Source organism: Winogradskyella sp. SM1960, assembly GCF_020179375.1.
Classification (GTDB): Bacteria; Bacteroidota; Bacteroidia; order Flavobacteriales; family Flavobacteriaceae; genus Winogradskyella; species Winogradskyella marina.
Genome location: NZ_JAICBG010000001.1, coordinates 800,687 through 826,489, shown reverse-complemented (window position 1 = coordinate 826,489; position 25,803 = coordinate 800,687). Strand labels below are relative to the sequence as shown.

The following is a 25,803-nucleotide window of genomic DNA, read 5'->3' as shown; positions in this document are numbered from 1 at the left end:
AACAAAGATACAATTTGAATTGCGAAGCGTATTTTTTTATCCCAACAATCGCAAGTAAATCAAAGACATAATAAAAGCTGTTAACCTTTCATTAAAAATGAAAAATTAACAGCTCAAAAAAATAGTTGTGTATTTCTATTACTTCATGATTCGAGTTAATTGATAGAATTTCTTGTACTCTTCTGGTATGGTATCAATGTTTAACAAACAGCCTTCTTCAATTGGAGGATAAATATCATGATAGGTTTTGACGCTGTATAGTCCAACGCGTTTACTAATATGATCTCGAGTTAATTCCGACGGATTATTAAGTCCTGCAGCAGCAACAAGTTCTAGGAAACTATGAATAGTAGCTTCGTGGTAGCGTTGCGCTCGTGGAGCCTTATCTTCTACAACTAATCCTTTTACTAAAGAAGGGTTTTGGGTTGCAACTCCAACAGGACATGTGTTTGTATTACATTGTAGAGCTTGGATACAACCAATTGATAGCATCATAGCACGAGCGCTATTACAGCCATCTGCACCTAAAGCCAATGCTCTTGCCATGTGGAAACCAGTAATAATTTTTCCTGCAACGATGACTTTAATGTCTTTTCTTAAGTTAAAGCCGACTAAAGTATCGTGTACAAAGATTAACCCTTCACGTAAAGGCATTCCCATTGAATTTGAAAATTCAACAGGTGCGGCACCAGTTCCTCCTTCACCACCATCTACAGAAATAAAGTCTGGTAATATACCTGTGTAAACCATGGCCTCACAAAAATCCATAAATTCTTGTTTTCTCCCTAGACATAATTTAAAACCAATAGGTTTTCCATCAGAAAGCTCTCTAAGTTTTTTTATAAAATGCATAAACTGAATAGGGTCAGCAAACGCAGAGTGCGATGGCGGAGAGTGGACAGCAATTCCAGGTTTTACATGCCTAATACGTGCAATTTCTTCTGTATTTTTTGACGCAGGAAGAATTCCTCCATGCCCAGGTTTTGCACCTTGAGATAATTTAATTTCAATCATCTTAACTTCAGGTCTCAACGCGTTTTCTCTAAATGTATCACTATTAAATGTACCATCGTCATTTCTACATCCAAAATATCCAGTTCCTATTTGCCAAATTAAATCGCCACCATATTTTAAATGGTGATCACTAATAGCACCTTCTCCTGTATTATGTGCAAAATTCCCCATTTTAGCACCTTTATTTAAAGCTAAAACAGCATTGTTACTAAGCGAACCAAAACTCATGGCTGATATATTCAGTAAACTTGATGAGTAAGGTTGTTTACAATCTTTTCCACCAATGATTAAACGTGGGAATTCCCCAATGTTTTTTGGATTCGTTTTAGCATACATCGAATGTTCAAGCCACTCGTAGCCAGAATGATAAATGTCCATCTGAGTCCCAAACGGTTCGGTGTCATTTAGTCCTTTTGCTCTTCTATAAATTAAAGATCGTAGAATACGGTTAAGAGGTCTTCCTTCAGTATCAGTCTCAACAAAATATTGCATTATTTCCGGTCTAATAGATTCTAAAACGTATCTAAAACGACCTAATAAAGGAAAGTTTCTTCGTATTGTATGTGATTTTTGAAATATATCAAAAAGACCCATTAGTACAAGTGGTCCAACAAGCAGAAAAAGCCATAAAATAGGTTGCCATAAAAAAGCTATACCAACGATAGCTAAAACTACAACTGTAGAAATTATAATAAAATACTCACGAACTTTCATAGTGATAACTTTAAAATGAATTGGCAAAGATAGGATTACCTATTCAAATAATAAATTAATATTATAGAGTTTGTTGTTTATTGTATAAAAATTTTAGAAATCAATAAATTTACCGCCCTATATTTTGAATCTGTTAAATATTTCGAATATTAAAACCTTGTTGCATGGTGTTTTACACTCTAGCATTTATAGCAGTTTCTTAATTCCTAATTTTTTAATTTTTTGTGATTAAAAATGTGTTATTTTAAGCTGATTGTTAATGTTTTGTAATATGAATTGGATTTTAATAGGACAAATAGTTTATAGCCTCATCGTTATACTCGTTATTTTTAGAGTGATATATGATACGCGCAGTGGTACAAAATCTTTAGCCTACATTTTGTTTATTGTGTTTGTTCCTTTTGTTGGAATGATATTTTACTTTTCATTCGGAATTAATTATAGAAAACGAAAACTCTACAGTAAGAAAATGGGGTTAGATGAACCATTAAGAGATCGTATTAGAAACAAGTTGAATTCTTATTCTGATGCTATTTGGAATTCAGGTTTAACAAGAGATAATTATAAAAACCTAATACAGTATATACGGCGCTCAGGAAGTAGTCCTCTAACTGCAAACAACGATGTAAAATTATTTATTAACGGAGAGGAAAAATTCCCTGCCCTTCTAGAAGCATTAGAGAAAGCACAGTCTCACATTCATATTGAATACTATATTTATGAAAATGATATTACCGGAAACCAAATTGCCGATCTTTTAATTAATAAAGCTAAAGAAGGCATAGAAGTTCGGTTTATGTATGATGATTTTGGAAGTCGTGGTTTAGGTAAAAAATTTATAAAAAAACTTAACGATGCAGGTGTTCATACAGCTCCTTTTTATAAAATAAAATGGTATGCTTTTGCCAACCGCCTCAATTATAGGAATCACAGAAAAATTGTGATTATAGATGGAACTGTAGGTTTTGTTGGAGGTGTTAATATAAGTGATAAGTATCGCAACGATTTAAAAGGCGAGAACGATTTGTATTGGCGAGATACACATTTAATGATTACTGGTCAGGCCACAGCATACCTTCAGTATTTGTTTTTGTGCGATTGGAATTTTTGCAGCGCTATTAATTTTGAATATTCAGATGTTTATTTTCCAGATAATACAAAACATGCTTCAATTGAAAAGGAGGTGGTTCAGATCGCAGCTTCGGGGCCAGATAGTGTACAACCTGTAATTTTCTATTCGTTGTTAGAAGCTATAAATTCAGCAAAACAAAGAATTTATATTACAAGCCCTTATTTTATTCCAGGCGAAAGTTTAATGGACGCTTTAATTATTGCGATACAAAGTGGTTTGGAGGTGAAAATTATTGTTCCAGGAGTTTCGGATTCCAAAATGGTAAATGCAGCAGCTAGTGCGTACTATACGGAATTGCTTCAGTATGGTGCTAAAATTTATAAGTATAATAAAGGTTTTGTACATGCTAAAACCATGGTTATTGATGATGATTTAGCGGTTGTTGGTTCAGCAAATATGGACTATAGAAGTTTTGAACTTAATTTTGAAGTTAATGCTATGGTTTATAGTAAAGATATCGCAAAACAACTTACAGTTGCTTTTGAAAATGACTTAAAAGTAGCTGCCCAAATAGATGCGCAAATATGGCTCAATAGACCAAAATATATTCAGTTATGGGAAAAAATGGTACGTTTATTATCTCCCTTCCTATAGTTTCACAATCGTGTAAAAAGGTTGTTAAAGTTTAAAATCGGATTTAAGTTAATATTACAAAAATTCTGTTTACTTTGTAAGTATTAAAAACGAAGTAATACATGAGAGCAAATAGTATAACCAACAGCACTTTTACCGATATTGGATTATTAATTTTAAGAGTGTTTCTTGGATTAGGAATGTGTTTAGGTCATGGTCTAGGAAAGTGGACTAAGCTTTTTAGTGGTGAGGAAATTCATTTTGCAGATCCGTTTGGGCTTGGAGCATTCACTTCGTTAGCGGTGGCTGTCTTTGCGGAAGTTGTTTGCAGTATTCTTTTAACTTTAGGGCTGTTAACACGCTGGTCATTAGTACCATTATTAATGACGATGCTAGTCGCTGTATTTGTGGTTCATATTTCAGATGGTTTTGGAGGTATGGAAAAAGCGTTGCTTTACGGTATAGGCTACATCACTATTTTATTTACAGGACCCGGTAAATTTTCCCTTGATGCTTTTTTGAAACGTAAAAGCAAATAATATTGTAAGTAGAGTCTTAAAACTTTATTTCAATATAACGATTAGTGCTTGCTAATTATGTAGTAATTCAGAATTGACGTAAGCAATAGGTTTGCGTTATGGGATAACTATCATTTATTTCTGGTGTAAAAAAGGACATAATCAATGTGGTGTTATGAACTTTAATGTTATAGAATTCAAAAAGGTGAAAGCGTGAATATGAAACTGTTCTGAGGTTATTTTTAAGTTAAATATGGTTTAAATTTAAAATAAATAGTGAGCTTTCTTATCTTTGGGAATCATTTTTTTACAAAAACGACTTATATGATTAAAAAAGTATTTCTCTCACCATTCCAGAAATTTACAAGCTTACAAGGCTCAAGTGGTATTTTACTATTACTAATGACTATCATTGCTCTTATATGGGCAAACTCACCTTATGGGCAAAGTTATTTAGAACTATGGCAATATGATATTGGTATTGTGACAGAAACTTTTGAATTTAAAAAACCTTTAATCCTCTGGATTAACGACGGATTAATGGCCATTTTCTTTTTTCTGATTGGCTTAGAAATAAAACGTGAATTGTTAATAGGAGAGCTTAATTCTCCAATGAAAATAGCATTTCCCTTAGTTGGAGCGCTTGGAGGTATGTTGGTGCCAGTAGTATTATTTCTAGTACTCAATCAAAACCCAGAAACAACAAAAGGTTGGGGAATCCCAATGGCGACTGATATAGCTTTTTCACTTGCGATTTTAAATGCATTGGGTAATCGCGTGCCATTGAGTCTTAAGGTGTTTTTAACCGCTTTTGCTATTGTTGATGATATCGGAGCTGTCTTAGTAATCGCAATTTTTTATAGTGGTACTATTAATTTAACCTTATTGTTAATAGCGGGTCTATTATTAGCCTTTTTATTCTACCTCTCTTATAAAGGCTATTTTTCTAAATTTATATTGTTTACATTAGGTGTAGCTATTTGGTTCTTGTTTTTAAAAGCAGGTATTCACCCAACAGTAGCAGGGATTTTACTCGCTTTTACAGTACCTATAAGACAAAAAATTGATACTTCAACTTTTCTAGATCAATTAAATAAAGTATATAAGGATATTAAGAATTCTACGGAATTACAAAAGCCAATTCTTTCAAATGAACAACTACATCTTATAGGTGATTTAGATGACTGGTCTTCTCGATTTCAATCGCCATTGCAGCACTTAGAGCATAACCTGCATGGTTGGGTTGGGTACTTTATCATTCCAATATTTGCACTTGCTAATGCAGGAGTGGTCATTGGAGATGTTGCCAGTATGGATGTCGCCTTAGTTGTTAATATAATTGTGTGCTTAGTATTAGGAAAAGGTTTTGGAGTTAGTTTAATAGTGCTTCTTGCCAGAAAGATTAAATTAATAGAAGTGCCAAAGGATATAAGTTTTAGACATATTCTAGGTGTTTCTTTTATAGCAGGTATTGGTTTTACAATGGCTATCTTTATTGCAGGTTTAGCATTCGCTACGCATCCTGAATATATAGATTCCGCTAAAATTGGAATTTTAATTGGGTCATTATTATCGGCAATTATTGGTTTTGTAATTTTGCGAACAGCATCGTATCATCCAAAACCAGAACTTCCACAAAGTTAGTATAGATAATGAGTTTACATAGATCATAAAAAATTGATATTAGTTAATTCTCAATAAAAGCCCTTTTTATTATTGAAAGTGTTATTTTTGCAGCATAATTATATGTAATTCTAAAAAAGTAATACTCATATATGGGAAATTCAAAAGAAAACGTAAAGACAAAAAATAAAAAAGCTCCCTTAAAAGGTATGATGGATAATGTGATGGAGCAGTTTAATAGTGCTGCCAATCACATAAACCTTCACCCTAATATTAGGAAGATCTTAAGTATCACTAACAATGAGATTTTAGTGAACTTTCCGGTAAAAATGGATAATGGAGATGTTGAAGTTTTTACAGGTTACCGTGTACAACATAATGGCGCATTAGGTCCTTATAAGGGTGGGTTACGTTATCACCCAACAGTAGATTTAGATGCCGCAAGAGCATTAGCGATGTGGATGACATGGAAATCGTCTTTAGCTGGCTTACCTTATGGAGGAGCCAAGGGCGGAATTAAAATTAATCCAGAACTATATTCGGAGTCTGAAATAGAACGTATTACAAGGCGATTTACGTATGCTTTAGCAGACAATATTGGACCTGAACACGATATTCCTGCTCCAGACGTTAATACCAACAGTCAGACGATGGCTTGGATTGCTGATACTTATATGAGTACGAGGCCTCCAGCGCAACGTACCGCAAATCAACATGTCGTTACCGGAAAACCAGATGGAAGTGGTGGACTAGAAGGTAGAGATAGAGCGACAGGGTTTGGTGTTTATTTAACTATTAAATTCTGGGCAGATAAGAATGATATCGATTTAAACGGTAAGAAATTTATCGTTCAAGGGTTTGGAAATGTTGGTTATTGGGCGTCACATTTTTTAGAAAATGATGGTGCTAAATTAGTTGGTGTTCAAGATGCTCATGGTAACATTATGAACCAGGACGGTATAGATGTTGAAGCACTTCATACATATAATTTAGAGAACAATGGCACCGTTGTTAACTATCCTAATGCCCAACCAATTGATAAGAGTGAGTTCTTCTCTATAGATTGTGATATTTGTATTCCTGCAGCGTTAGGAAACCAAATAACAAAAGAAAATGCACCAAAAATTAAGGCAAAAATAATAGCAGAAGGTGCTAATGGTCCAACAAACGTTGAAGGAGAAAAAATACTGATCGAAAGAGGTATCGTTATTATACCAGATATTTTATGTAATTCTGGTGGTGTAATTGGTAGTTATTATGAATGGTTACAGAACAGAAGTGGTGAAATTTGGCATTTAGAAGAAGTTATGGATAAGTTGACTAAAAAGCTCAAAGTGTCTTTTGATAAAGTGTATAGCTATTCGGAGAATGAGAAAGTAGACATGAGAACCGCAGCCTTTTGCATTGCAATAGCGCGCATAGAAAAAGCCTACGTACAACGAGGTATTTTCCCATAGGCCTTAAAATTAGAACTATAATATTAGAAAAGTAAGTATGTGTCTATTTTCACATGCTTACTTTTTTTTATTGATTAAAAATGGATATCATATATTGTAACCTTCTAATACGTGCTTGTATTGAAACGAAACTTTAAATTCATATTATAAGACTATTCTAATGATGATATCAAAAACGGAACAAGAGCTTTTTGAGTTGGAGGTAATTTCTAACTATATAATACCTATTGGTGTTGTATTAATTGTGCTTTTTATTCTGTATAGACTGATGCGAATTTTTCAGTTATTTTACGCTTCTACATATAATAAACCCTTGTTTGTTTATCGTTTTTTTAAGCTTAGTAACTTACCAACTAAGCAAAAAGAAATATTAGAAAATGAGCATTCCTTTTTTGGTAAGTTGTCTAATAATCACCAACGTCAATTTGAGCATAGAGTTTCTCAATTTATTCAATCGAATACATTTATTGGTAAGCAAGAATTAGAAGTTACGGATCAGATGAAAGTTAAGATTGCGGCTACTGCTTCTATGTTATGCTTCGGATTTAAAAAGCACCAATTAGATATTATCGAAAGAGTTATTATTTATCCGAATGCCTACTACTCTCAAACGAATAAAACCTTTCATAAAGGGGAAGTCAATCCTAAACTAAAAACTATTGTGTTTTCCTGGAAAGATTTTCAATATGGTTATGAAGTAGGAGATGATAACCTTAATCTTGGTATTCATGAATTTGGGCATGCTATTCATTTAAATGCCTCTATGAACAATGATGTTAGTAGCATAATTTTTAATCAAGGATATAATAGATTAGTGACGTATTTACAAGAGCACGAAACGCTAAGGCAACAACTAATTGCCTCAAAGTATTTTAGGGCTTATGCTTATACTAACCAATATGAGTTTTTTGCTGTTTTACTCGAGAACTTTATAGAAACACCGTCAGAATTTAAGTTACAGTTTCCAGAACTTTATAAATGTCTGAAAGAGATGCTCAATTTTAAGTTTGCAGGGTATTAATCACTATTAAATAAAAATATATGTTAATTTTAACCCATAAATAGAATTAATACATGAAAAGAATTTTGGTTACTGGCGGAGCTGGTTTTGTGGGCTCTCACTTATGTGAACGTCTGTTAAATGAAGGCAATGAAATTATTTGTTTAGACAATTACTTTACAGGTTCTAAGCGAAATATTGAACATTTAATGGATCATCACTATTTTGAATTGGTGCGCCATGATATCACAAATCCTTATATGGCTGAAGTCGATGAAATATATAACTTGGCTTGTCCGGCATCACCTGTTCATTACCAACATAACCCTATAAAAACAGTAAAAACGTCTGTGATGGGAGCTATTAACATGCTAGGATTGGCAAAGCGTGTAGGAGCAAAAATATTACAAGCGTCTACAAGTGAAGTGTATGGTGACCCATCTGTACATCCACAACCAGAAAGTTATTGGGGAAATGTCAACCCAATAGGTCTGCGGTCTTGCTACGATGAAGGGAAACGTTGTGCCGAGACTTTATTCATGGATTATCACAACCAGAATGAAGTCGATGTTAAAATCATTCGTATTTTCAATACGTATGGGCCTAAAATGCATCCACGAGATGGTCGTGTTGTTTCAAACTTTATAGTTCAAGCTTTAAAGGGTGACGATATTACCATTTTTGGTGATGGAACACAAACAAGAAGTTTCCAGTATGTGGATGATCTAGTTGAAGGTATGCATAGAATGATGAATAGTAGAGATGGTTTTGTTGGTCCAGTAAACATAGGAAACCCTGTTGAATTTACAATGTTAGAATTAGCCAAGGAAGTTATTGATTTAACGGATTCTAAGTCTAAAATCACGTTCTTACCATTACCACAAGATGATCCTTTACAACGTCAGCCAAATATCAATTTAGCCAAGAAAGAATTAAATGGTTGGGAACCAAAAGTACAATTAAAAGAAGGATTAAATCACACTATTAAATATTTTGATAAATTATTAAAAGAGCGTTAGAGTATTTCTTATAACCTTCAAAAAAAATGCCATCTTATAGATGGCTTTTTTTAATTAATCAATTAAAAAAGGCTCACATTCAATGCGAGCCTTTTTTAGATGTTTATATGATTAGTTACAATAGTTTAAACACGGCTTGTAAGTGATATTGCCAATGGTTGTTATCGAAACCACTCTCAGAATGGTTAAGTGCAAATTTCGCTGTAGTTTGAGCTCTTAAACCAAAGGTTCTATTAGTGTTTAGCCAAAATAAAAAACCACCACCAAGATTGGCAGAAACATTAGTTTCTTCGATATTAAAGAAACCAATTCCAGCATTGGCATGTATTTCGAGCCAGTTAGCATTTGGGAAAATGAGTTGCCCAAAATAATATTTTACATGGGTGTCAAAAGATAGGTAATTGTAATCTTTAGTTAACACAGCACCATCAATGACGTCACCTTCGTTAAAGCCATTAAAGGTTATAGATTGCTCAATAGCAAATTGTTCACTCCAGTTATACTCTGCTGCTGCAGAAATAGGAAACTTAAACATCCAATCCTCTGGATGATAAATTGGAGATTGAGAACCTAAACTGTTTATAGCGTTAACACCAATACTTAGATACCAATCGTTACTAGCTCTGCTATTTCGTTGTGCAAATGCGGATAGACTAAATGCTACTAACAACGCTACTAAAAATAATTTTTTCATTCTAAAATAATTTTGATCAAAGGTAAACTATATCAATTATAAAACAAATAATACATACAAAGTTATCATAATTAAAATAAATTTAATTCTTGCGTAAAATAGACATAAAATGGGTGAATATGCGATTTTTATCAAGAATAATGGCTTTACGATACGCTTTATTCGAAATAAATAACCACGATCTATGTAATAGAATTGGAATGATAGCACCTAATCGCAATAATTTATTCCAAATTCTATAAAACTTAATATGTTTTAACTTAAAGAGATAAAAATAGGAAAAAATGTCGGGTTTTACGTTTTTTGTCTTTCTTATTTCGTTAAAAAACAGACTGGTATATTTAAAATACTTTTTAAAAACCTTTTGATTAGACCAGGTGTTAGGTTCAGTATAGTCCTGCAATAATAATATGGTATCATATGCAGATCTAAAAGTTATGCTATTGTATAAGGCACCTTCATCATTTATTTGATGATTAAGAATGGTGTGCATTAAGAGATGTTTTTGTGATGGTATGTAAATGGATGCTATCTGCCTGGTTTCCTCAAAAATAGACTGTGGCTGTAAGGCGTCATAGTGATAAGAAACAAATAGTTTTCTGTGAACTTCAACTGCGGCAATACGAGTTGCAGTTAGCTTAGTTTCTAATCTTGGTAAATGTTTATGTTCAAAAAAATGATGACCTAAAGTCATAGCTTTAGGTTGGTAGCCATCATCACGTAATAATTCAAAAGCGGTGGTTAACTGCTCTGGGTGCACTAAAATATCAATATCTCCTAGCATTCGTTCCGCAATATCTTTATATGTTCCAGAAGCTAAAAGAGCAGCTCCTTTTAAGAATGTGTGCTCTATGTTATGGGAATTAAGGAGATCCGTGAGCTCATTTATTTGTGCGAGTATGATAGTGTTTCTTTGTCTATTTTCATCAGTAATATAGTCGAGATAACTAATTAAATCTTTTGGTAATACATGTAAAAGTTGTCTCGACCTTAATCGGCAATAAATAGCAGGTATAACATAATGAAGGCTACCTTCTTTTACAATCGCTTCCCAGTTAAATGTAGGATCACTCAGCGTGTGCTCTAGTTTTGAATTTGAACTTTCAAAACTCAATATATCTGCTATATGTTGATATGTAATCGCTAAATTATTCATAGGGTTTTAAACATATCACTAATATACTGTTATTATAAAGTCTTAGGTGCTTGTTTAAAAAGCGTTGAAATTTCTGTAACCACACTTGCTGTGGAACTATAGGTTAATTGATATAAAGTTACCCCATTTAGCCAATTTAAAAATTGATTGGCATGCTTTGGATTTGGTGATAACCATGAATCTTCAATTAGGGTTTCTAGTATGTGTTTAATTGAAACGGTCTCTAGTTTTGTTTCGGAGTCAGGTTGATAATTTACGAGAATAATTGAATGACAAGGGTAGTGTTGCTTTCCAGGTAAACGGCATGGCATATATTTTAACCGTCCTTTAGTTGTATTGAACTCCACGATCGGTAAGGTTTCAAAATTGGTTACTATAGGTTGTAATAGGTTAAAAGCACCTTCTTTTAGTGAGATGGCTAAAGGGTTGTAATATATATGTTGATTTTTGGATAACAAAGGGGAGACGTCATCTGCTAACAAATCAAAACCATTTGCCGCTAATAATGCACATAAAGTACTTTTTCCTTTTCCAGATTTTCCAACAAAAAGCATTGAAGAATTACCATCTGTAATAGTTGACCCGTGAAGTGTTCCTATCCAATCTTGTTCTACTTTATTATGAAGTACACAAAGCAATTGCATTATAAATTTACCTTGAATAAGGTGATAATCGCTTTTAGGAACACAAGAAATTAAGTGTTTGTCCTTAAAGAGGTGTAAGTCATCATTTTGTAAATATATATCGAAAGTTACATCAGCTTTGTGGGTTGATGAATTACAATAGTGTGCTATCGACGGATGAATGGTTTTTAAAACGAGTTCTGAACTGTAGTAAATTTGAACGTTCTTTGTGTCAAAAATGTATTGTTTTGAAATTTTTCGATGCGAACTGTCTAGTTGAGCGAGGTTTGTTGTTGCTGGAGTATAGGGGTTGTTACAACTTTCTAAGTAATTATGTAGCGTATCAGAAATTTGTGCTTTATCTGAATCATTGAGTACATTTGAAATTGTAGAAGAAAATGCTGTTGTTGTTTCTGATGCCAAATAAGTATCTAGTAGTAACTTAAAATCTGAATTAATTATACTATAACTATTAGAGGCGGCATACCACAACACCCAATAATCACCAAATTCTTTTTTATAAGTTGGTGCTAAACTTGTAATCAAAATAAAAACTAAAAATTAATCCCCTTAAAGAAACGGATCTCCTGATGGATCTGGTGGTGATGATGATTGTGCTTTAAGCGGGTTTAAAATCACAAATGTCCCGACTGCAGTTAATGCAGCATATTTACCCATTTTTGAAATGGCTTCCTTACGGGTGATTTTATCTGAGTTGTTGTCTTTTTTCATGGCTTTTGCCCTAAATTTGTGTTCAAAAATAGTAAAATATTTTATTTATTAGAGTAAAATACGAAAAGGTTTATATAATATTCGAATTTACTCTACAAAACAATAAAGTTCTCGGTTAAATTACAATTAGGATATGTTCTTTTTTCGTGTTTCACCTTAAGTATTATATAAGGTTATTGCGTTATAAAATAGGTGTTACAGAGAGATTTTTAACGGAATAACCATTGTGTTTAATTGATAATTATTTTTTGAGTTTTAAGTTGTGTTCCATTATCTAATTGTACCACATACACTCCGGCATTTAAGTTACTCACATCAATACTTTGCATGCTACCCCTTGTGTTATCCAAAATGATATGACTTACGGTTCGGCCTTGCATATCAAAGAGTTTCATAGTTGTAGGTGCTAATAGCTGGCCAGCAATAACAATGGTTTTATCAGCTTTATTAGAGTATATATTTAAGTGGTCAAAATGGTTATCTATTGTAGATAATGTCGTCTCTGTAGTTCTAAGATAAAATCTTCCTGTACCAGATAAATCTGAATTAGGTGTTAAAACGTAATCTTCACTATTTAACAAGGTTGACGTGTTAGCTTCGGTGTCGTCCAAATACACATTAACATTATTTTCTAATGTAGATTCTGCAATACTAAATGTTAATTGCTCTCCTTGGTTGGCATGAACTCCTAAAGGAATTGATACCTCACTTAAATCTGTAGTGTTTAAAGATTGTAAGGCTATTGGCAATCCTGTGTTGTCTTCAACTAAATGTGAGTATAGGGCGAATGAAGGAGCTGTTCCTCCCCATATTTTAGCATCGTAGCCTAAATCTAAACCTGAGCTAGAATTCGTGTTGAAATAAAAATCAGTGTTATAACTTTGATTAGCCGTACTTGCTTTAAGTTTTAAATAGGTCAATTCATTAGTAGCATTACGACCCGAAATAAAATCATCTGAGCTACCCGTAGTTCTCATTTCTGTTGTAAAATACAAGTCCGCGCTAGCTGCATCAGAGGCTACAAAGAAGCCTTGACCTGGTGCAATTAATATTCCAGAGGCATTCGCAAGTGTATAGGTTGTCCAGCCATTGCTAGTACCATCGTAACCGTAAATACCAGAACCAGATTCCATAAGGTCAATGTTTCTTTGCTCAGGAGCAGTTGCATACTCTAAAAAGGCTTCCATATCTAAATAGGACGGATAAGGATTCCCAATAAGATTCCATGATGCATAACTCGAACCTGAATTCTCAATAGCTATAGTGACGTCAGTGTCAGCCGCTGAACCAGTAAACGTTAAGTTAGCTCCAGAATCAGTTGCAACTCTATAGCCTAGACCACTATTTAAAGTAGCAGTTGTTGCATCGGTATAATTAACATAAGCACTAGCTGATTTATCAAAAGGAGCAAAAGCGTAAGTAGTAGGAGCTGTTGCTCCGTTGTCCAATAAATCCGTACTATTAGAGCCTGTGGTTAAAAAGTTTGGCCAAGTTTGCCCTGAAAGTGGAGGTGCTATAAGGTCGTTGCCTCCGCCTGCACCATTGTTATAGGCATTAGCATAACGCTCATAGGTGATAGTGCCAGATATATCACCATCTAAAATTAAACTAGAGAAACTTGAAGACGTTGATTCTAAAACTAAACCATTGCTAACAGTAAGTGTCGCAATGTCATCTACTGTGATTGCGGCTCCTGGGTTAACCGTTACGGAATTTGCAGTGGTATTTGTTGAAATGATAGCATCTCCTGAGGCTATTGTAATGTCATCATTAGCAGTTGCGGTACCGTTAGGATCGCTTGGAGACCATGTGCCGTTGTAGGTGTAGTCGGTTGAATTTGAGATCACTTCTCCTTCAAGTTTGAAATTGTCAAAACCAGAATAGCCGTCAGAACCATTATTTCTAATTTCGATTTCTAAGGATATATTATTTACGGTATCAGGAATTGAAATTGTAACTGTTCCTTCACCATTTTCGTCCGAGTTGTTTCCATCTAAAAGATAAACTGTACCTTGACCAACACCATCAAAGAATACTTCATATCGAGCATCATCATTGTTGGCATTATAACCCACAACATCCCAATCGAAAGTTAATTCTACATTGTTATAAGTTGAAATGTCAATTGTAGCTAATGTAGTAGTAGCAAATCCTGATGTTCCATAATCATCTTCATCATCTAAATCATTTTCCCCTAATATGTTCCCTTGCATATTTTCGTAATCAATTGGTGAAGCGGAAGCAATATTAATTATGCCATAATAGCCATCACCTCCCCACGTATTATCGAAAAAGCTAACCTCATTCGTATAAGTCCATTCAGGTGTGGTGTTATCGAAGTCTTGAATAGCAATAACAACAGGGCCAACAGGTATGGCTTCAATATCAAAAGGCGTACTATTTATAGTAGGGTACAAGCCGTCATCAGCAGTTAATACTAATGCGGTGCCTAATGCAGTATGAGTTACACCTACAAATGTGGCAACACCATTAACCGAAGTTGCTACTAGAGGACTTCCTGACAATGTACCAGTAGAAGTGATTTCTATATCTAAATCGTAATTAACGTCAATGTTTCCATTTGTATCAATAGCAGTTACGATAACGTCTGGTGTCATCATTTCATTTACGAAAGTATTGGAAGGTTGTTCAGAGAAAGCAATTTCAATTGCTTCTACATCGATCGTGATATTTTCACCAATAACAGAGCCCGAAAAAGGATCAGCAAAACCGGAACCGTTATTATTAGCTGCAAAACCATTGGAAGCAGCATCTATTTGAAATTGAATAATACTTTCATCGACAATGTTGGTGGTGTTTAAGTAAAACCCTAAAACAAATTCTAAAGATGTACCATTTGCTATTGTTATAGGCGTATCAAAATCTAATATAATATCTGTATCGGTAATTGTAGCGGAAGGTGTGTAATCCACTAAATTCTCATCATAAAGTGTAATACCTTGTATGTGACCTGACCAGTCTGCAGTGTTATTCGGACCTGGTACAAAACGCATGGTTGTAACATTTGTTGGTAAAATATCTGTAGTGCCTAGGTCTTCAACAATAAAGCTAAATGCCTCCGCAGATGTAGCAACTGTAGTGACGTTTGAAGCAATAATAGTGTTAGCTTCAATTGAACTGTTAGGGTTTTTAACGTGGCTGTCAGTGTCTTTGAGGCTTCCTAACTTGAATTTGCCGACATGGAAATCATAATCTTCTGAGTTGTCAATTGTTCCATCAGAAGCCCAAATTGCAAATTGTACATTACCTGAGTAAGATGATAGATCTTCAATATATTCTGTTCCTGTAACCTCAGGTTCGTTTGCTGCGTTCCAAGTCGTCAAATTACTCCATGTTATGCCGCCATCGGTAGTTATTAATAACTGTACTTCATCATCAGAGCCCATTGAATCATCGGTTGTGGTGGTTCCTGAAAATGAATAATTGGTAACAGCTACATTTATTTCTAATTGAAATGGTCCACCTGAAGTTAAATCGAAAGTTGGGGATAATAACCATTCTCTATCATTATTTTGATATAAATTTATTGCATTAGAAGGTCCAAAAGCATATGATCTGTTACTGCGCCAGTCTGAATTACCAATATCTCCGGGACCAGCACTAATTTCTCCGCTTCCTGCCTCTTTCCAACATGTGTCGGGTACATTTATTTCCATATTAGCAGAATAGGGTGGTGTAATAGCTCCACAAGGAGTAGTGAAGTTTACTGGTCCAGCCCAAGTACTGAAGCCATCCGAAATACAATTAGCTCTTACATAAACTTCGTAAGCTGTATTTTGTGTTAATCCTGTAGCTAAATAAGGACTGTTTGTTGTTGTGGCAGTTTCAGACCCAGAAGGCGTTTCAGTTCCAGCGTCTTGAATCACCACTTCCCAATCTGTTTCGGTATCACCAGCAGTCCAGCTTATGTTTGCTGTGGTGTCTGTAAAGCTATCAATTGATAGTCCTGTAATTGTTGGACAAGCAATCTCTGTTGTAAAACTACCAGTTAAAGCAGGTGTTAAATAGCAGGTGTCAGTAGTATTATATTCATAAATAGCAACATGATAAGTAGTTGCTTCAGATAAACCAGTAATGCTTACTGTTTCTGTGGTAGAACCAGAATATACCGCATAATTGCCAGTTCCTATTGGGTCTCCAGAAGTAAAAGTTGTATTACCTGTGTAAGTAGTTCCAACCTCAGGATCTGTATCAACAGCTGAGCCTTCTTTTACTACAACCAATACTTCTTCACCATCTCCATGCGTCCAGTTTAAGGTTGCAGATGTCGTACCTAAAGCTGTTGTGTTATAAGTAGATGCTTGTGATGTAGGAGCTATGCAAGTTGGTCCCGAAAAATCAGTAATTTCAAAATCATCTATTATAAGTCTTTCACCATTAGTTCTTCTAACACGAATTTTTATGTCATCAGAAGAATCATCCAATGTATGAGTCCATTCGGCATAACTAGTACTACTAGTAGCAATAGAAGAACCTATTTGATTATAAAGGCCATTGTTAATACTTGATTCTACAACATATTCTGCTGTAGGAGAACTATCCCATGATCTATACCAAAATGTAATGGTACCAACACCACCATCTTTTCCGTTTCCATCAGAGCCAACATATTCTAAATTCGCATTCGATTGGTTTTTTAGACGAACAGCTTTTCCGCTTCTAGAATTACTAGATTCGCTAAGACCATTGTTAATGTCAAAATTGTTGTAATTATAATTGCCGTAACCTCCAGAAGTGAATGAATCAAAATTTTCGGATACTTGAGCAAACCCCAAACTTCCAATAAAAAGGGTAATAAATAATAAGTAAATGTGTTTCATGTGTTAATTTGTTTCTGATTTTTAGGGTGAAATGCAAGTTGTAAAGCGAAATTTTTAAGAAAAAACTTACAAATTATAACTGTACAGCTATATAAAACGTAATTAAAGGTTGAAATACCAAAACAAGCCATAAGTACTGTAGATGTGGGGGTTGCAAATATAAGTAAAGATTTTTTTAACGCCGCAAGTTTAAGTATTACGAAACGATTAACCTTACATTAAGGGTTGGGGGTATTTACTTTAAATATTAGTGAATGAGCTACTTATTTGGTTTTGCGTCGGGTTAGCCTTTTTTATCATTAAGTTGACGTGGTTATTGTGAAGATAATTGTTTAAGCGCTTATATGTAAGTTGTTTAAATGTTTGGAAGGGTGGTTGTTTAGAGGTTTGTTTTTAGGTTACACCTTTTTAAAAGCATCTTAAATTTTGATGGTAGTACTGATATTAAAAAAATATAAATTGAGATAGAGAAGTCTTTGGACTAAAACGAGGATAAAATGTTGAGTATATTGAATCTGACATAATTTTGGTGCGATTATAATTTAATTTTTTTTATTCTCATTTCCATTGACATAGTCTTAGATTTTATTTTAGATTTGCAAATTAAAATCATATACTCTATAAAGTCAGTAGAGTAATCGGTTTCAAGGACTGTCTATAAATTAATTGCAATCCAGACTAATGAAATTTAGTAAACGACATGTAGCCAAAACCATTACTTGGCGTATTTTAGGTACCTTAGATACCTTTTTGTTATCATGGTTAATCTCTAATGATATGTCGGTTGGTCTTAAAATGGGAGCGTTTGAGTTGGTCACCAAAATGGTTTTATATTATGTTCACGAAAGAGTTTGGTTTCGGTCCACAATAAAATCATCCAACAAGCGTCATATTTTAAAAACGTTTTCATGGCGTGGTGTTGGTACTTTAGATACTATTATTTTGGGCTGGATAATTACAGGAAGCCCGTTTGTGGGGCTGAAAATTGGAGGTGCTGAAGTCGTAACAAAAATGTTGTTGTACTTTGGTCACGAAAAACTTTGGTACCGCATTGATTATGGCTTAGATAGAAGACGAAAAAGAAAGCAATTAGAAAAATTAAATAATTCTAGAAAATCATGAGTCTAAACACTGTTAGGCACGACTATAAAATCACAAAAGCTAATCGTGAAGAACTCCGTGGTCACAAATCCTTGTTACTGTGGTTTACAGGCTTGTCGGGATCTGGCAAATCTACATTGGCTAATTTGGTGGAAACGGCGCTTTATAAAGAGGGCATTTCAACATTTAGCTTAGATGGAGATAATATTAGACAAGGCATCAATAAAGACCTTAGTTTTTCTCCAGACGACCGTACCGAAAATATAAGACGTATTGCCGAGATCGCTAATTTAATGATGGACGCTGGCGTTGTTACTTTAGCAGCTTTTGTATCCCCTTATATTAAGGATAGAGAGGATATAAAAACAATTGTTGGCGCTGATAATTTTATCGAAATCTATGTCAATACATCACTAGAGGAATGCGAACGAAGAGATGTAAAAGGCTTGTATAAAAAGGCAAGAGCCGGAGAAATTAAAAATATGACAGGCATTTCAGCACCATATGAAGCGCCAATTAATCCTGATTTAGAAATTAAAACAGATGACCAGTCAATCGAAGCATCTGTTCAAACTATTTTAGACTTTATTATTCAAAAATTAAAATAAAAAATATGAGTAATTACGTAATTAATCATTTAAAAGAATTAGAATCGGAAGCGATTTTTGTCATACGAGAAATAGCAGCGCAATTCGAAAACCCTGTGTTGCTATTTTCAGGAGGTAAGGACTCTATATTGTTGACACATTTAGCAAAAAAAGCATTCTTTCCAGCAAAAATACCGTTTCCACTAATCCATATTGATACAGGGCACAATTTTCCGGAAACCATAGCTTTTAGAGATGCCTTGGTTGAAAAACTAGGTGTAAAGCTTATCGTAGGTTCCGTACAAGAGGCGATTGATAAAGGACGTGCTAAAGAAGAAACCGGTGCTGATGCGTCGCGTAATTCACTTCAAATTGTATCGTTATTAGATACTTTAGAAGACCATAAGGTTGATGCTGCTATGGGTGGGGCAAGACGCGACGAAGAAAAAGCAAGAGCTAAGGAACGTTTTTTCTCACACCGAGATGAATTTGGACAATGGGATCCTAAAAATCAAAGACCAGAACTTTGGAATTTATTTAATGGTCGTAAAAATTATGGCGAGCACTTTAGAGTTTTTCCTATTTCTAACTGGACGGAAATGGATGTATGGGAATATATTAAATTAGAAAATATTGATTTACCATCGCTGTACTTTTCTCATAAGAGAGATTGTGTGGTGAGAGATGGGGTGATTTTGGCGAATTCAGAATTCATCAAACTAAAAGAAGGAGAAGAAGTGGTGAATATGACCATTCGATACCGTACTTGTGGTGATATGCCAATTACTGGAGCCGTAGAATCTGAAGCAGATAATTTAGATAAGATTATTGAGGAAATTGCAACAACTAGAACGACAGAGCGTGGTGGGCGTGCAGATGATAAACGAGCAGAGACAGCCATGGAAGATCGAAAAAAACAAGGGTACTTTTAATAGAAAATAGGTTTTAGTTGTGGGTATTGTCCCCTTGAGGATTACTGAGAAACAAAATGTGTTTTTGTTTTGAAAGTAGCGAGCCTAGCTCTTAGGGGTGTTTTAAAAAAGAAAAAACGGACTATAAATATTCACAGCCAGCAGAAAATAATAAAGAGAACAAAAACATGGATTATCAAAATATAGAATTATTACGTTTTACAACAGCAGGAAGTGTAGATGACGGAAAAAGTACACTCATTGGGCGTTTATTGTACGATAGTAAATCAATTTTTCAAGATCAATTAGATGCTGTAGAAGAGTCAAGCAAATCAAAAGGATTTGATTATGTAGATTTGTCTTTACTTACAGATGGCTTAAAATCAGAACGCGAGCAAGGGATTACCATTGATGTGGCGTATCGTTATTTTGCCACTCCAAAACGTAAGTTTATCATTGCAGATACCCCTGGCCATATCCAATACACACGTAATATGGTAACAGGCGCATCTACTGCTAACTTAGCCATTATACTTATAGATGCCAGAAAAGGGATGCTAGAGCAAACGCATCGTCATGCTTTTATTGCGTCGTTGTTACGTATTCCACATGCCATTGTTTGTGTAAATAAAATGGATTTAGTCGATTACAGTGAAGAGGTTTATAACACTATTGTTTCAGATTTTAAAGCATTTTCATCTAAGTTGGGGATTAAGGATATTCAATTTATTCCTATTTCCGCTTTAAACGGAGATAATGTGGTTAACCGATCTGAAAATATGGCTTGGTATCAAGGCAGTACTTTAATGTATCATCTAGAAACAGTGCATATTTCTAGTGATCATAATTTGGTAGATTGTCGTTTTCCTATTCAATCTGTAATTCGTCCACATACCCTAGAAAATCAAGATTACAGAGGTTTTGCAGGGCGTATTGATGGAGGTGTGTTTAAACCAGGAGATAAAGTGAAATCGTTACCATCAGGATTTGTCTCAACTATTAAAACCATTGAATTAAATGGTGAGCAAATAGAAGAGGCTTTTGCACCGATGTCTGTAACCATGACCTTAGAAGACGAAATAGATAACAGTCGTGGAGATATGATTGTGCGCGAAAACAATGTACCTGAAATCAGTCAAGATTTAGAGGTGTTGGTGACATGGATGAGCACAAAACCAATTCAGGCGCGTACCAAAGTGGTGATTAAACACACCACTAATGAATCTATTGGTATGGTTAAGGAATTAAAATATAAAATAGATATTAATACATTACATAGAATAGAAGGTATTGATAAGGTTGAGATGAATGATATAGCAAGGATGTCTATTAGAACCGCTAAGCCTATATTTTATGATGCCTATAAAAGAAATCGTCAAACAGGAAGCGTTATTATTATAGATGAACAAACCAATGAAACTATTGGTGCTGGGATGATTATATAGTGATGATGTGGTGATTAGGTGATGCAGTGATGTCGTGATGTGGTGAAACGATGATGCAGTGGAACGATGATGTGGTGAGTTTTTAGAATAGGAGTTTTAAAATTATAATCACATGACTCATAAAGATTTAGAAGTTTATAAATTAAGTTTAAATCTGGTAGAGGATATTTATAAACTTACGAAGGATTTTCCAGCATCTGAAAACTTTGGATTGACATCTCAACTTAGAAGAGCAGCTGTTTCTGTGCCTTCAAATATAGCAGAGGGTTCAAGTAGAGGTTCAACAAAAGACTTTATTCGATTTTTAAATATGTCATCAGGATCATTATCAGAAATAGAAACACAATTAGTAATAGCAGAACGAATAGGGTATATAACGTTCAATAACAAATTACAAAACAACATTAGTACAATACGAAAAATGTTATACCGTTTAAAACAAGCTTTAAGTAAAAAACTAAGTAAGTAAAATGAATAATAAAAGCCTCACTACCATACCGCCTCACCGCCTCACTGAATTACTGCATCAAAGCATCAAAGCAGCCCTAGAAGCCGGAAAAGCAATTCTAGACATCTACCATTCTGATGATTTTCAAGTAGAGCTTAAAGGAGATGATTCTCCATTAACCAAAGCAGATATCGCTTCCCACAATGTGATTATGTCGCATCTTAGCGCTACAGATATTCCTGTGTTATCCGAAGAGGGTAAATCTATACCTTATGAGGAGCGAAAGGACTGGAGTCAACTTTGGATTGTAGATCCTATAGATGGTACTAAGGAATTTATTAAGCGTAATGGAGAGTTTACAGTTAACATAGCATTAGTTGAAAACCAGAAAACCGTACTGGGTGTTATATATGTTCCTGTTTTAAATGATTTATATTTTTCAACTTCAGAAACGGGAGCTTTTAAAGTCAAAGTAAACCTTAAAGATTATAACGTAGAGACACTACTAGAACAAGGGCGTAAATTACCCTTGGAGCGAGAAGATAAAACCTTCACCATTGTAGCGAGTCGTTCGCATAGGTCTCTAGAAACAGAAGCTTATGTAAGTGATTTGCGTAAAGAGCACGGAGACGTTAATCTAATTTCTAAAGGGAGCTCATTAAAATTGTGTATGGTCGCCGAAGGACAGGCCGATTGCTATCCAAGATTTGCACCTACGATGGAGTGGGACACTGCTGCAGGTCAGGCTATTTGTGAGCATGCTGGTTTTGAGGTAATAGATTGGAGTACGAAAGAACGGATGTTGTATAATAGAGCGGAATTGTTGAATGGATGGTTTTTGGTGAGAAAATAGAAACTAGTGCATCAGATTCCAAGGGACTCTACATTGAAATAATGTTATCTTAATAATAAGTTTATTGATAAATCATTGTACTAGAACTAGATTGTAGTTAGTTTTGCACCCGAATTATAATAGTTAGATTGAAAGATACAAACAACACAATCCAAGCCTTTTGGGTGATTATTGGTAGTTTATCTGCATTTGCATTTACAATAGTTAGTTCAATGATACTGAGTAGGTATTTTGATAAAACTGACTATGGTACGTATAAACAAATAATGTACACATATAATACCTTATTAACTGTGTTTACCTTAGGTTTACCTAGAGCTTATTCATATTTCTTGCCAAGGGTTTCTAACTCTGAAGCCAAAGATATTATTAGTAAAATTAATTATATTTTAATTGGTTCTGGTGTGATAATGAGTCTCACTATTTTTTTAGGGGCCGATTTGATTGCTGTATTTTTAAAGAACGAAGAGCTTGGTTCACCTTTAAGGTGGTTTTCTTTAGTGCCCTTATTCATGTTGCCTACAATGGGGTTAGAAGGTATTCTGGCTACTTATAAGAAAACTAAAATATTGGCTTTTTATAATATTTCAACAAAAGTTTTAATGCTCTTATGCGTTGTAGTACCTATAATTATATTTAATGGTAATGTAAAGGATGCGGTTATTGGGTTTACAATAGCTAGCTTTATAAGCTTTGTGATTGCATTGTATTTAAAAAACTTACCTGTACGAAATGAGGTTAAAAGCAAATCAAGCTATACGTTTAAGGATATATTTAAATATTCTACTCCAATAATGATGGCAGGAATATGGGGTGTGTTAATATTATCATCAGATCAATTTTTTATTAGTAGGTATTTTGGGACAGAAGTGTTTGCCGATTTTGCTAATGGCTCTCTTCAATTACCTTTTGTAGGAATGATTGTCTCTGCGACATCGATAGTACTTGCACCACTGTATTCTAAATTAGCCTTTAATAATACGGCTGAATCAAAAGAGGATATTATAAGAATATGGAAATCGGTCTTTGAGAAAACAATTAAAATGATTTATCCTTTAGTTGTTTTCTTTTTTTGTTTTGCCGATATAATTATGGTTGTTTTATATGGGGGAAAATATGAGAATTCAGGTGATTATTTTAAAATAAAATTAATAGTTAACTTTTTCACGCTTATATCTTATGGCCCATTAGTTTTATCAATTGGTGGACATAAATATTATTATAAAGTTCATATGTATGGAGCTTTCATCTTAATAAGTTTAGAGTTTCTTGCTGTAAAATATATTGATTCGCCATTAGCGATTGTATGGATCTCCGTAATTTGCCAAATTGGACGAATATTTGCAATGCTCTATTTTATTGCTAATTTCTTAGGACTTAAGCTTATTAAGCTGTTTCCATTCAAATTAATTGTTAATTTATTGTTTCCAGCTTTCTTAATATTATATGGGGTTAGATTTGTTCTAATTCAATTACTTAATTTAAATGATGTTTTACTTCTGATATCCTCATCAGTTTTTTATGCAATATTTTTTGGAGCTTGGGTTTACTATAAAAAAATAAGTTACTATTCTATTTTTAAACCGTTAATTAGTAAAATTTCGAAAAAATGAAAACTATTAAGTCGTTCTTATTGTATCTTCTTCCATACAATAGAAAATATAGAGATTTTAGAAAAGCAAAACAACAAGTTGATTATTTAATGTTTTTAAAATATAAGTTAGGTCTTTTAAAGAGTTATTGGCCTATTAATAAGTCTTGCACTGTGGCTAACATAAATAATATTTATATTGGCATTAATTGTTTGATAGGAAGACCTGGAGCATATTTGCAAGGAGCCGGTCAATTATATATCGGTGACTATGTGCAATTGGGGCCCAATGTAGGGTTATTGACATCAAATCATGATTTATATGACCAACGTAAATATAATAACCAAAAAGTGATAATAGGAGGTTATTCCTGGATAGGAATGAATAGTGTGGTTTTACCAGGGGTCAAATTAGGAACACGAACTATTGTAGCGGCTGGCAGTGTTGTAACAAAAAGCTTTCCAGAAGGTTATTGTGTTATTGGTGGCACACCTGCTAAAGTTATAAAAATATTAGATAAAACTAAATTTAAACCTTGGAAGCATGAAGCTGAATATTATGGATTCGTTCCAAGAGAAGAGTTTGAGAAGAAGCACCCAGATATTGTTGAAAAACTTAATACAAACTTAGTTAAAGAGATATAATGAATTCAAAAAAAATCTTAATAGTTACCAGGTTTTTCCATCCAGACATAACACCTAGAGCGTTTAGAGCTTTTGAGCTGGCAAAAGAACTTTCTCGCCAAGGACACAATGTCACAGTCTTAACCACAAAAAGAGACTTTGATTACACAGAAATTGAAAATAAACATAAATTAACAATTAAAGCAACTGTAAAAAATGAGCCTAAGGAGTTGTTAGGAGGTGGTATAAAAAGAGCCATAAGATTTAGCTTAAAACACTTTTTTCTGTTTCCATTTATTTTTCTTTCTAGACATTTTAAAAATAGCTTAAAAAAAGAATCTGATTATGATTTGTTGATTTCAATTGCACATCCATATCCAGTGCATTTCGGTGTGGTATTAGCATTAAATAAAAACAAATTATTGACTAAAACTTGGATAGCAGATTGTGGTGATCCATTTGCGAGTGAACAAGAGGGAAGGTTAAAAAACCCATTTTATTATAAAATAATTGAAAAATGGTTTTGTGAAAAAACCAATTTTATTACGATCCCAATTGCTGAAGCGAAAGTAGCTTATCCAAGTATGTGCCAACATAAACTAAAAGTTATCCCTCAAGGATTTAATTTTAAGGATATAACACCTAATTATGATTTAAGTAAAAACAAAGTACCTACCTTTGCCTACGCAGGAAATTTAAGTCCAGGAATAAGAGACCCAAGAAAATTTCTAGATTTTTTAATTGAAACTGGCAAAGATTTTAAATTAATACTATATACAAGAAATAAAGGATTTCTATTGTCTTATGCAGAGGTGTTGGGACAAAAATTAGAGTTTAGAGAATATGTTCCACGAGATGTGCTGTTAAAAGAATTAGGACAAATGGATTTTTTATTAAATTTAGAGAATAAGAACACTGTACAAAGTCCTAGTAAATTAATTGACTATACCTTACTAGAACGACCAATTTTATCAATAAAACCATTCGATATTAACAAGCAAACTATAATGGAGTTTTTGAACGGGGATTTTACGAATGCTTTAGTGTTAAAAAATGTAGAAGACTATAATATCAAAAATGTTGCTGTTCAGTTCTTAGCATTAAATAAAAAAGAATTATAGTGAAATTATTCAAAGTATTCACCTTA

The 25,803-nt window shown here is 33.9% G+C and carries 21 protein-coding genes; 15 read left to right on the top strand and 6 right to left on the bottom strand.

What is annotated here, in order from left to right; translation table 11 throughout:
- Positions 1 to 138: 138 nt before the first annotated feature.
- Positions 139 to 1,728, bottom strand: coding sequence for an FMN-binding glutamate synthase family protein (locus K1X16_RS03725; RefSeq protein ID WP_195869811.1), 1,590 nt, complete (start codon positions 1,726 to 1,728; stop codon positions 139 to 141).
- Positions 1,729 to 1,999: 271 nt separating this feature from the next.
- On the opposite strand from K1X16_RS03725, the gene cls reads away from it, so the two are divergent.
- From cls to K1X16_RS03695, 6 genes are all read left to right on the top strand, one after another.
- Positions 2,000 to 3,454, top strand: coding sequence for a cardiolipin synthase (gene cls, locus K1X16_RS03720; protein WP_225035077.1), 1,455 nt, complete (start codon positions 2,000 to 2,002; stop codon positions 3,452 to 3,454).
- A gap of 101 nt (positions 3,455 to 3,555) precedes the next feature.
- On the top strand, positions 3,556 to 3,972 hold the full coding sequence (locus K1X16_RS03715; protein WP_195869809.1) for a DoxX family protein: 417 nt from the start codon (positions 3,556 to 3,558) through the stop codon (positions 3,970 to 3,972).
- A 303-nt stretch (positions 3,973 to 4,275) separates the two neighbouring features.
- Positions 4,276 to 5,595: a Na+/H+ antiporter NhaA gene (gene nhaA / locus K1X16_RS03710; RefSeq protein ID WP_195869808.1), complete on the top strand. Its 1,320-nt coding sequence runs from the start codon at positions 4,276 to 4,278 to the stop codon at positions 5,593 to 5,595.
- 131 nt (positions 5,596 to 5,726) lie between these two features.
- Positions 5,727 to 7,031 carry a Glu/Leu/Phe/Val family dehydrogenase gene (locus K1X16_RS03705; RefSeq protein ID WP_195869807.1) on the top strand — a complete coding sequence of 435 codons (1,305 nt, stop codon included), beginning with the start codon at positions 5,727 to 5,729 and terminating at the stop codon, positions 7,029 to 7,031.
- A 160-nt stretch (positions 7,032 to 7,191) separates the two neighbouring features.
- Positions 7,192 to 8,052, top strand: a complete 861-nt coding sequence (locus K1X16_RS03700) for a zinc-dependent peptidase (protein ID WP_225035076.1) — start codon at positions 7,192 to 7,194, stop codon at positions 8,050 to 8,052.
- Positions 8,053 to 8,105: 53 nt separating this feature from the next.
- Entirely contained in the window at positions 8,106 to 9,050 is a 945-nt protein-coding gene (locus K1X16_RS03695) for a UDP-glucuronic acid decarboxylase family protein (RefSeq protein WP_225035075.1), read from the top strand.
- A gap of 115 nt (positions 9,051 to 9,165) precedes the next feature.
- Here K1X16_RS03695 and K1X16_RS03690 read toward each other — a convergent pair whose 3' ends face one another.
- The 5 genes from K1X16_RS03690 to K1X16_RS03670 all read right to left on the bottom strand — a co-directional run bounded on the left by K1X16_RS03690 (position 9,166) and on the right by K1X16_RS03670 (position 17,096).
- Positions 9,166 to 9,744: an outer membrane beta-barrel protein gene (locus K1X16_RS03690; protein ID WP_225035074.1), complete on the bottom strand. Its 579-nt coding sequence runs from the start codon at positions 9,742 to 9,744 to the stop codon at positions 9,166 to 9,168.
- An 82-nt stretch (positions 9,745 to 9,826) separates the two neighbouring features.
- Positions 9,827 to 10,900, bottom strand: coding sequence for a nucleotidyltransferase family protein (locus K1X16_RS03685; protein WP_225035073.1), 1,074 nt, complete (start codon positions 10,898 to 10,900; stop codon positions 9,827 to 9,829).
- Between the two features lie 32 nt (positions 10,901 to 10,932).
- A complete protein-coding gene (locus K1X16_RS03680) occupies positions 10,933 to 12,069 on the bottom strand; it encodes a hypothetical protein (RefSeq protein WP_225035072.1) in 1,137 nt (378 codons plus the stop codon).
- A gap of 24 nt (positions 12,070 to 12,093) precedes the next feature.
- Positions 12,094 to 12,255 (bottom strand): hypothetical protein, encoded by a 162-nt coding sequence (locus K1X16_RS03675; protein WP_225035071.1) that lies wholly within the window; start codon positions 12,253 to 12,255, stop codon positions 12,094 to 12,096.
- A 230-nt stretch (positions 12,256 to 12,485) separates the two neighbouring features.
- Positions 12,486 to 17,096, bottom strand: a complete 4,611-nt coding sequence (locus K1X16_RS03670) for a T9SS type A sorting domain-containing protein (RefSeq protein WP_225035070.1) — start codon at positions 17,094 to 17,096, stop codon at positions 12,486 to 12,488.
- A 681-nt stretch (positions 17,097 to 17,777) separates the two neighbouring features.
- On the opposite strand from K1X16_RS03670, the gene K1X16_RS03665 reads away from it, so the two are divergent.
- The 9 genes from K1X16_RS03665 to K1X16_RS03625 all read left to right on the top strand — a co-directional run bounded on the left by K1X16_RS03665 (position 17,778) and on the right by K1X16_RS03625 (position 25,777).
- On the top strand, positions 17,778 to 18,218 hold the full coding sequence (locus tag K1X16_RS03665) for a DUF2061 domain-containing protein (RefSeq protein WP_225035069.1): 441 nt from the start codon (positions 17,778 to 17,780) through the stop codon (positions 18,216 to 18,218).
- The gene (gene cysC, locus K1X16_RS03660) at positions 18,215 to 18,805 is read left to right on the top strand and encodes an adenylyl-sulfate kinase (protein ID WP_225035068.1); all 591 of its coding nucleotides are present in this window, start codon (positions 18,215 to 18,217) and stop codon (positions 18,803 to 18,805) included. Before K1X16_RS03665 ends, cysC begins: the two co-directional genes overlap by 4 nt.
- Before the next feature lie 5 nt (positions 18,806 to 18,810).
- The gene (gene cysD / locus K1X16_RS03655; RefSeq protein ID WP_225035067.1) at positions 18,811 to 19,716 is read left to right on the top strand and encodes a sulfate adenylyltransferase subunit CysD; all 906 of its coding nucleotides are present in this window, start codon (positions 18,811 to 18,813) and stop codon (positions 19,714 to 19,716) included.
- Between the two features lie 167 nt (positions 19,717 to 19,883).
- Positions 19,884 to 21,140 carry a sulfate adenylyltransferase subunit 1 gene (locus K1X16_RS03650; protein ID WP_225035066.1) on the top strand — a complete coding sequence of 419 codons (1,257 nt, stop codon included), beginning with the start codon at positions 19,884 to 19,886 and terminating at the stop codon, positions 21,138 to 21,140.
- A gap of 112 nt (positions 21,141 to 21,252) precedes the next feature.
- Positions 21,253 to 21,609 (top strand): four helix bundle protein, encoded by a 357-nt coding sequence (locus K1X16_RS03645; protein WP_225035065.1) that lies wholly within the window; start codon positions 21,253 to 21,255, stop codon positions 21,607 to 21,609.
- A 1-nt stretch (position 21,610) separates the two neighbouring features.
- A complete protein-coding gene (cysQ, locus tag K1X16_RS03640) occupies positions 21,611 to 22,441 on the top strand; it encodes a 3'(2'),5'-bisphosphate nucleotidase CysQ (RefSeq protein ID WP_225035064.1) in 831 nt (276 codons plus the stop codon).
- 128 nt (positions 22,442 to 22,569) lie between these two features.
- On the top strand, positions 22,570 to 24,054 hold the full coding sequence (locus tag K1X16_RS03635) for an oligosaccharide flippase family protein (RefSeq protein WP_225035063.1): 1,485 nt from the start codon (positions 22,570 to 22,572) through the stop codon (positions 24,052 to 24,054).
- Complete coding sequence (locus tag K1X16_RS18045) at positions 24,051 to 24,677, top strand: acyltransferase (RefSeq protein WP_317196412.1); 627 nt, start codon at positions 24,051 to 24,053, stop codon at positions 24,675 to 24,677. The genes K1X16_RS03635 and K1X16_RS18045 overlap by 4 nt, the downstream gene beginning before the upstream one ends.
- Positions 24,677 to 25,777 (top strand): glycosyltransferase, encoded by a 1,101-nt coding sequence (locus K1X16_RS03625; protein ID WP_225035062.1) that lies wholly within the window; start codon positions 24,677 to 24,679, stop codon positions 25,775 to 25,777. The genes K1X16_RS18045 and K1X16_RS03625 overlap by 1 nt, the downstream gene beginning before the upstream one ends.
- Positions 25,778 to 25,803: the final 26 nt, after the last annotated feature.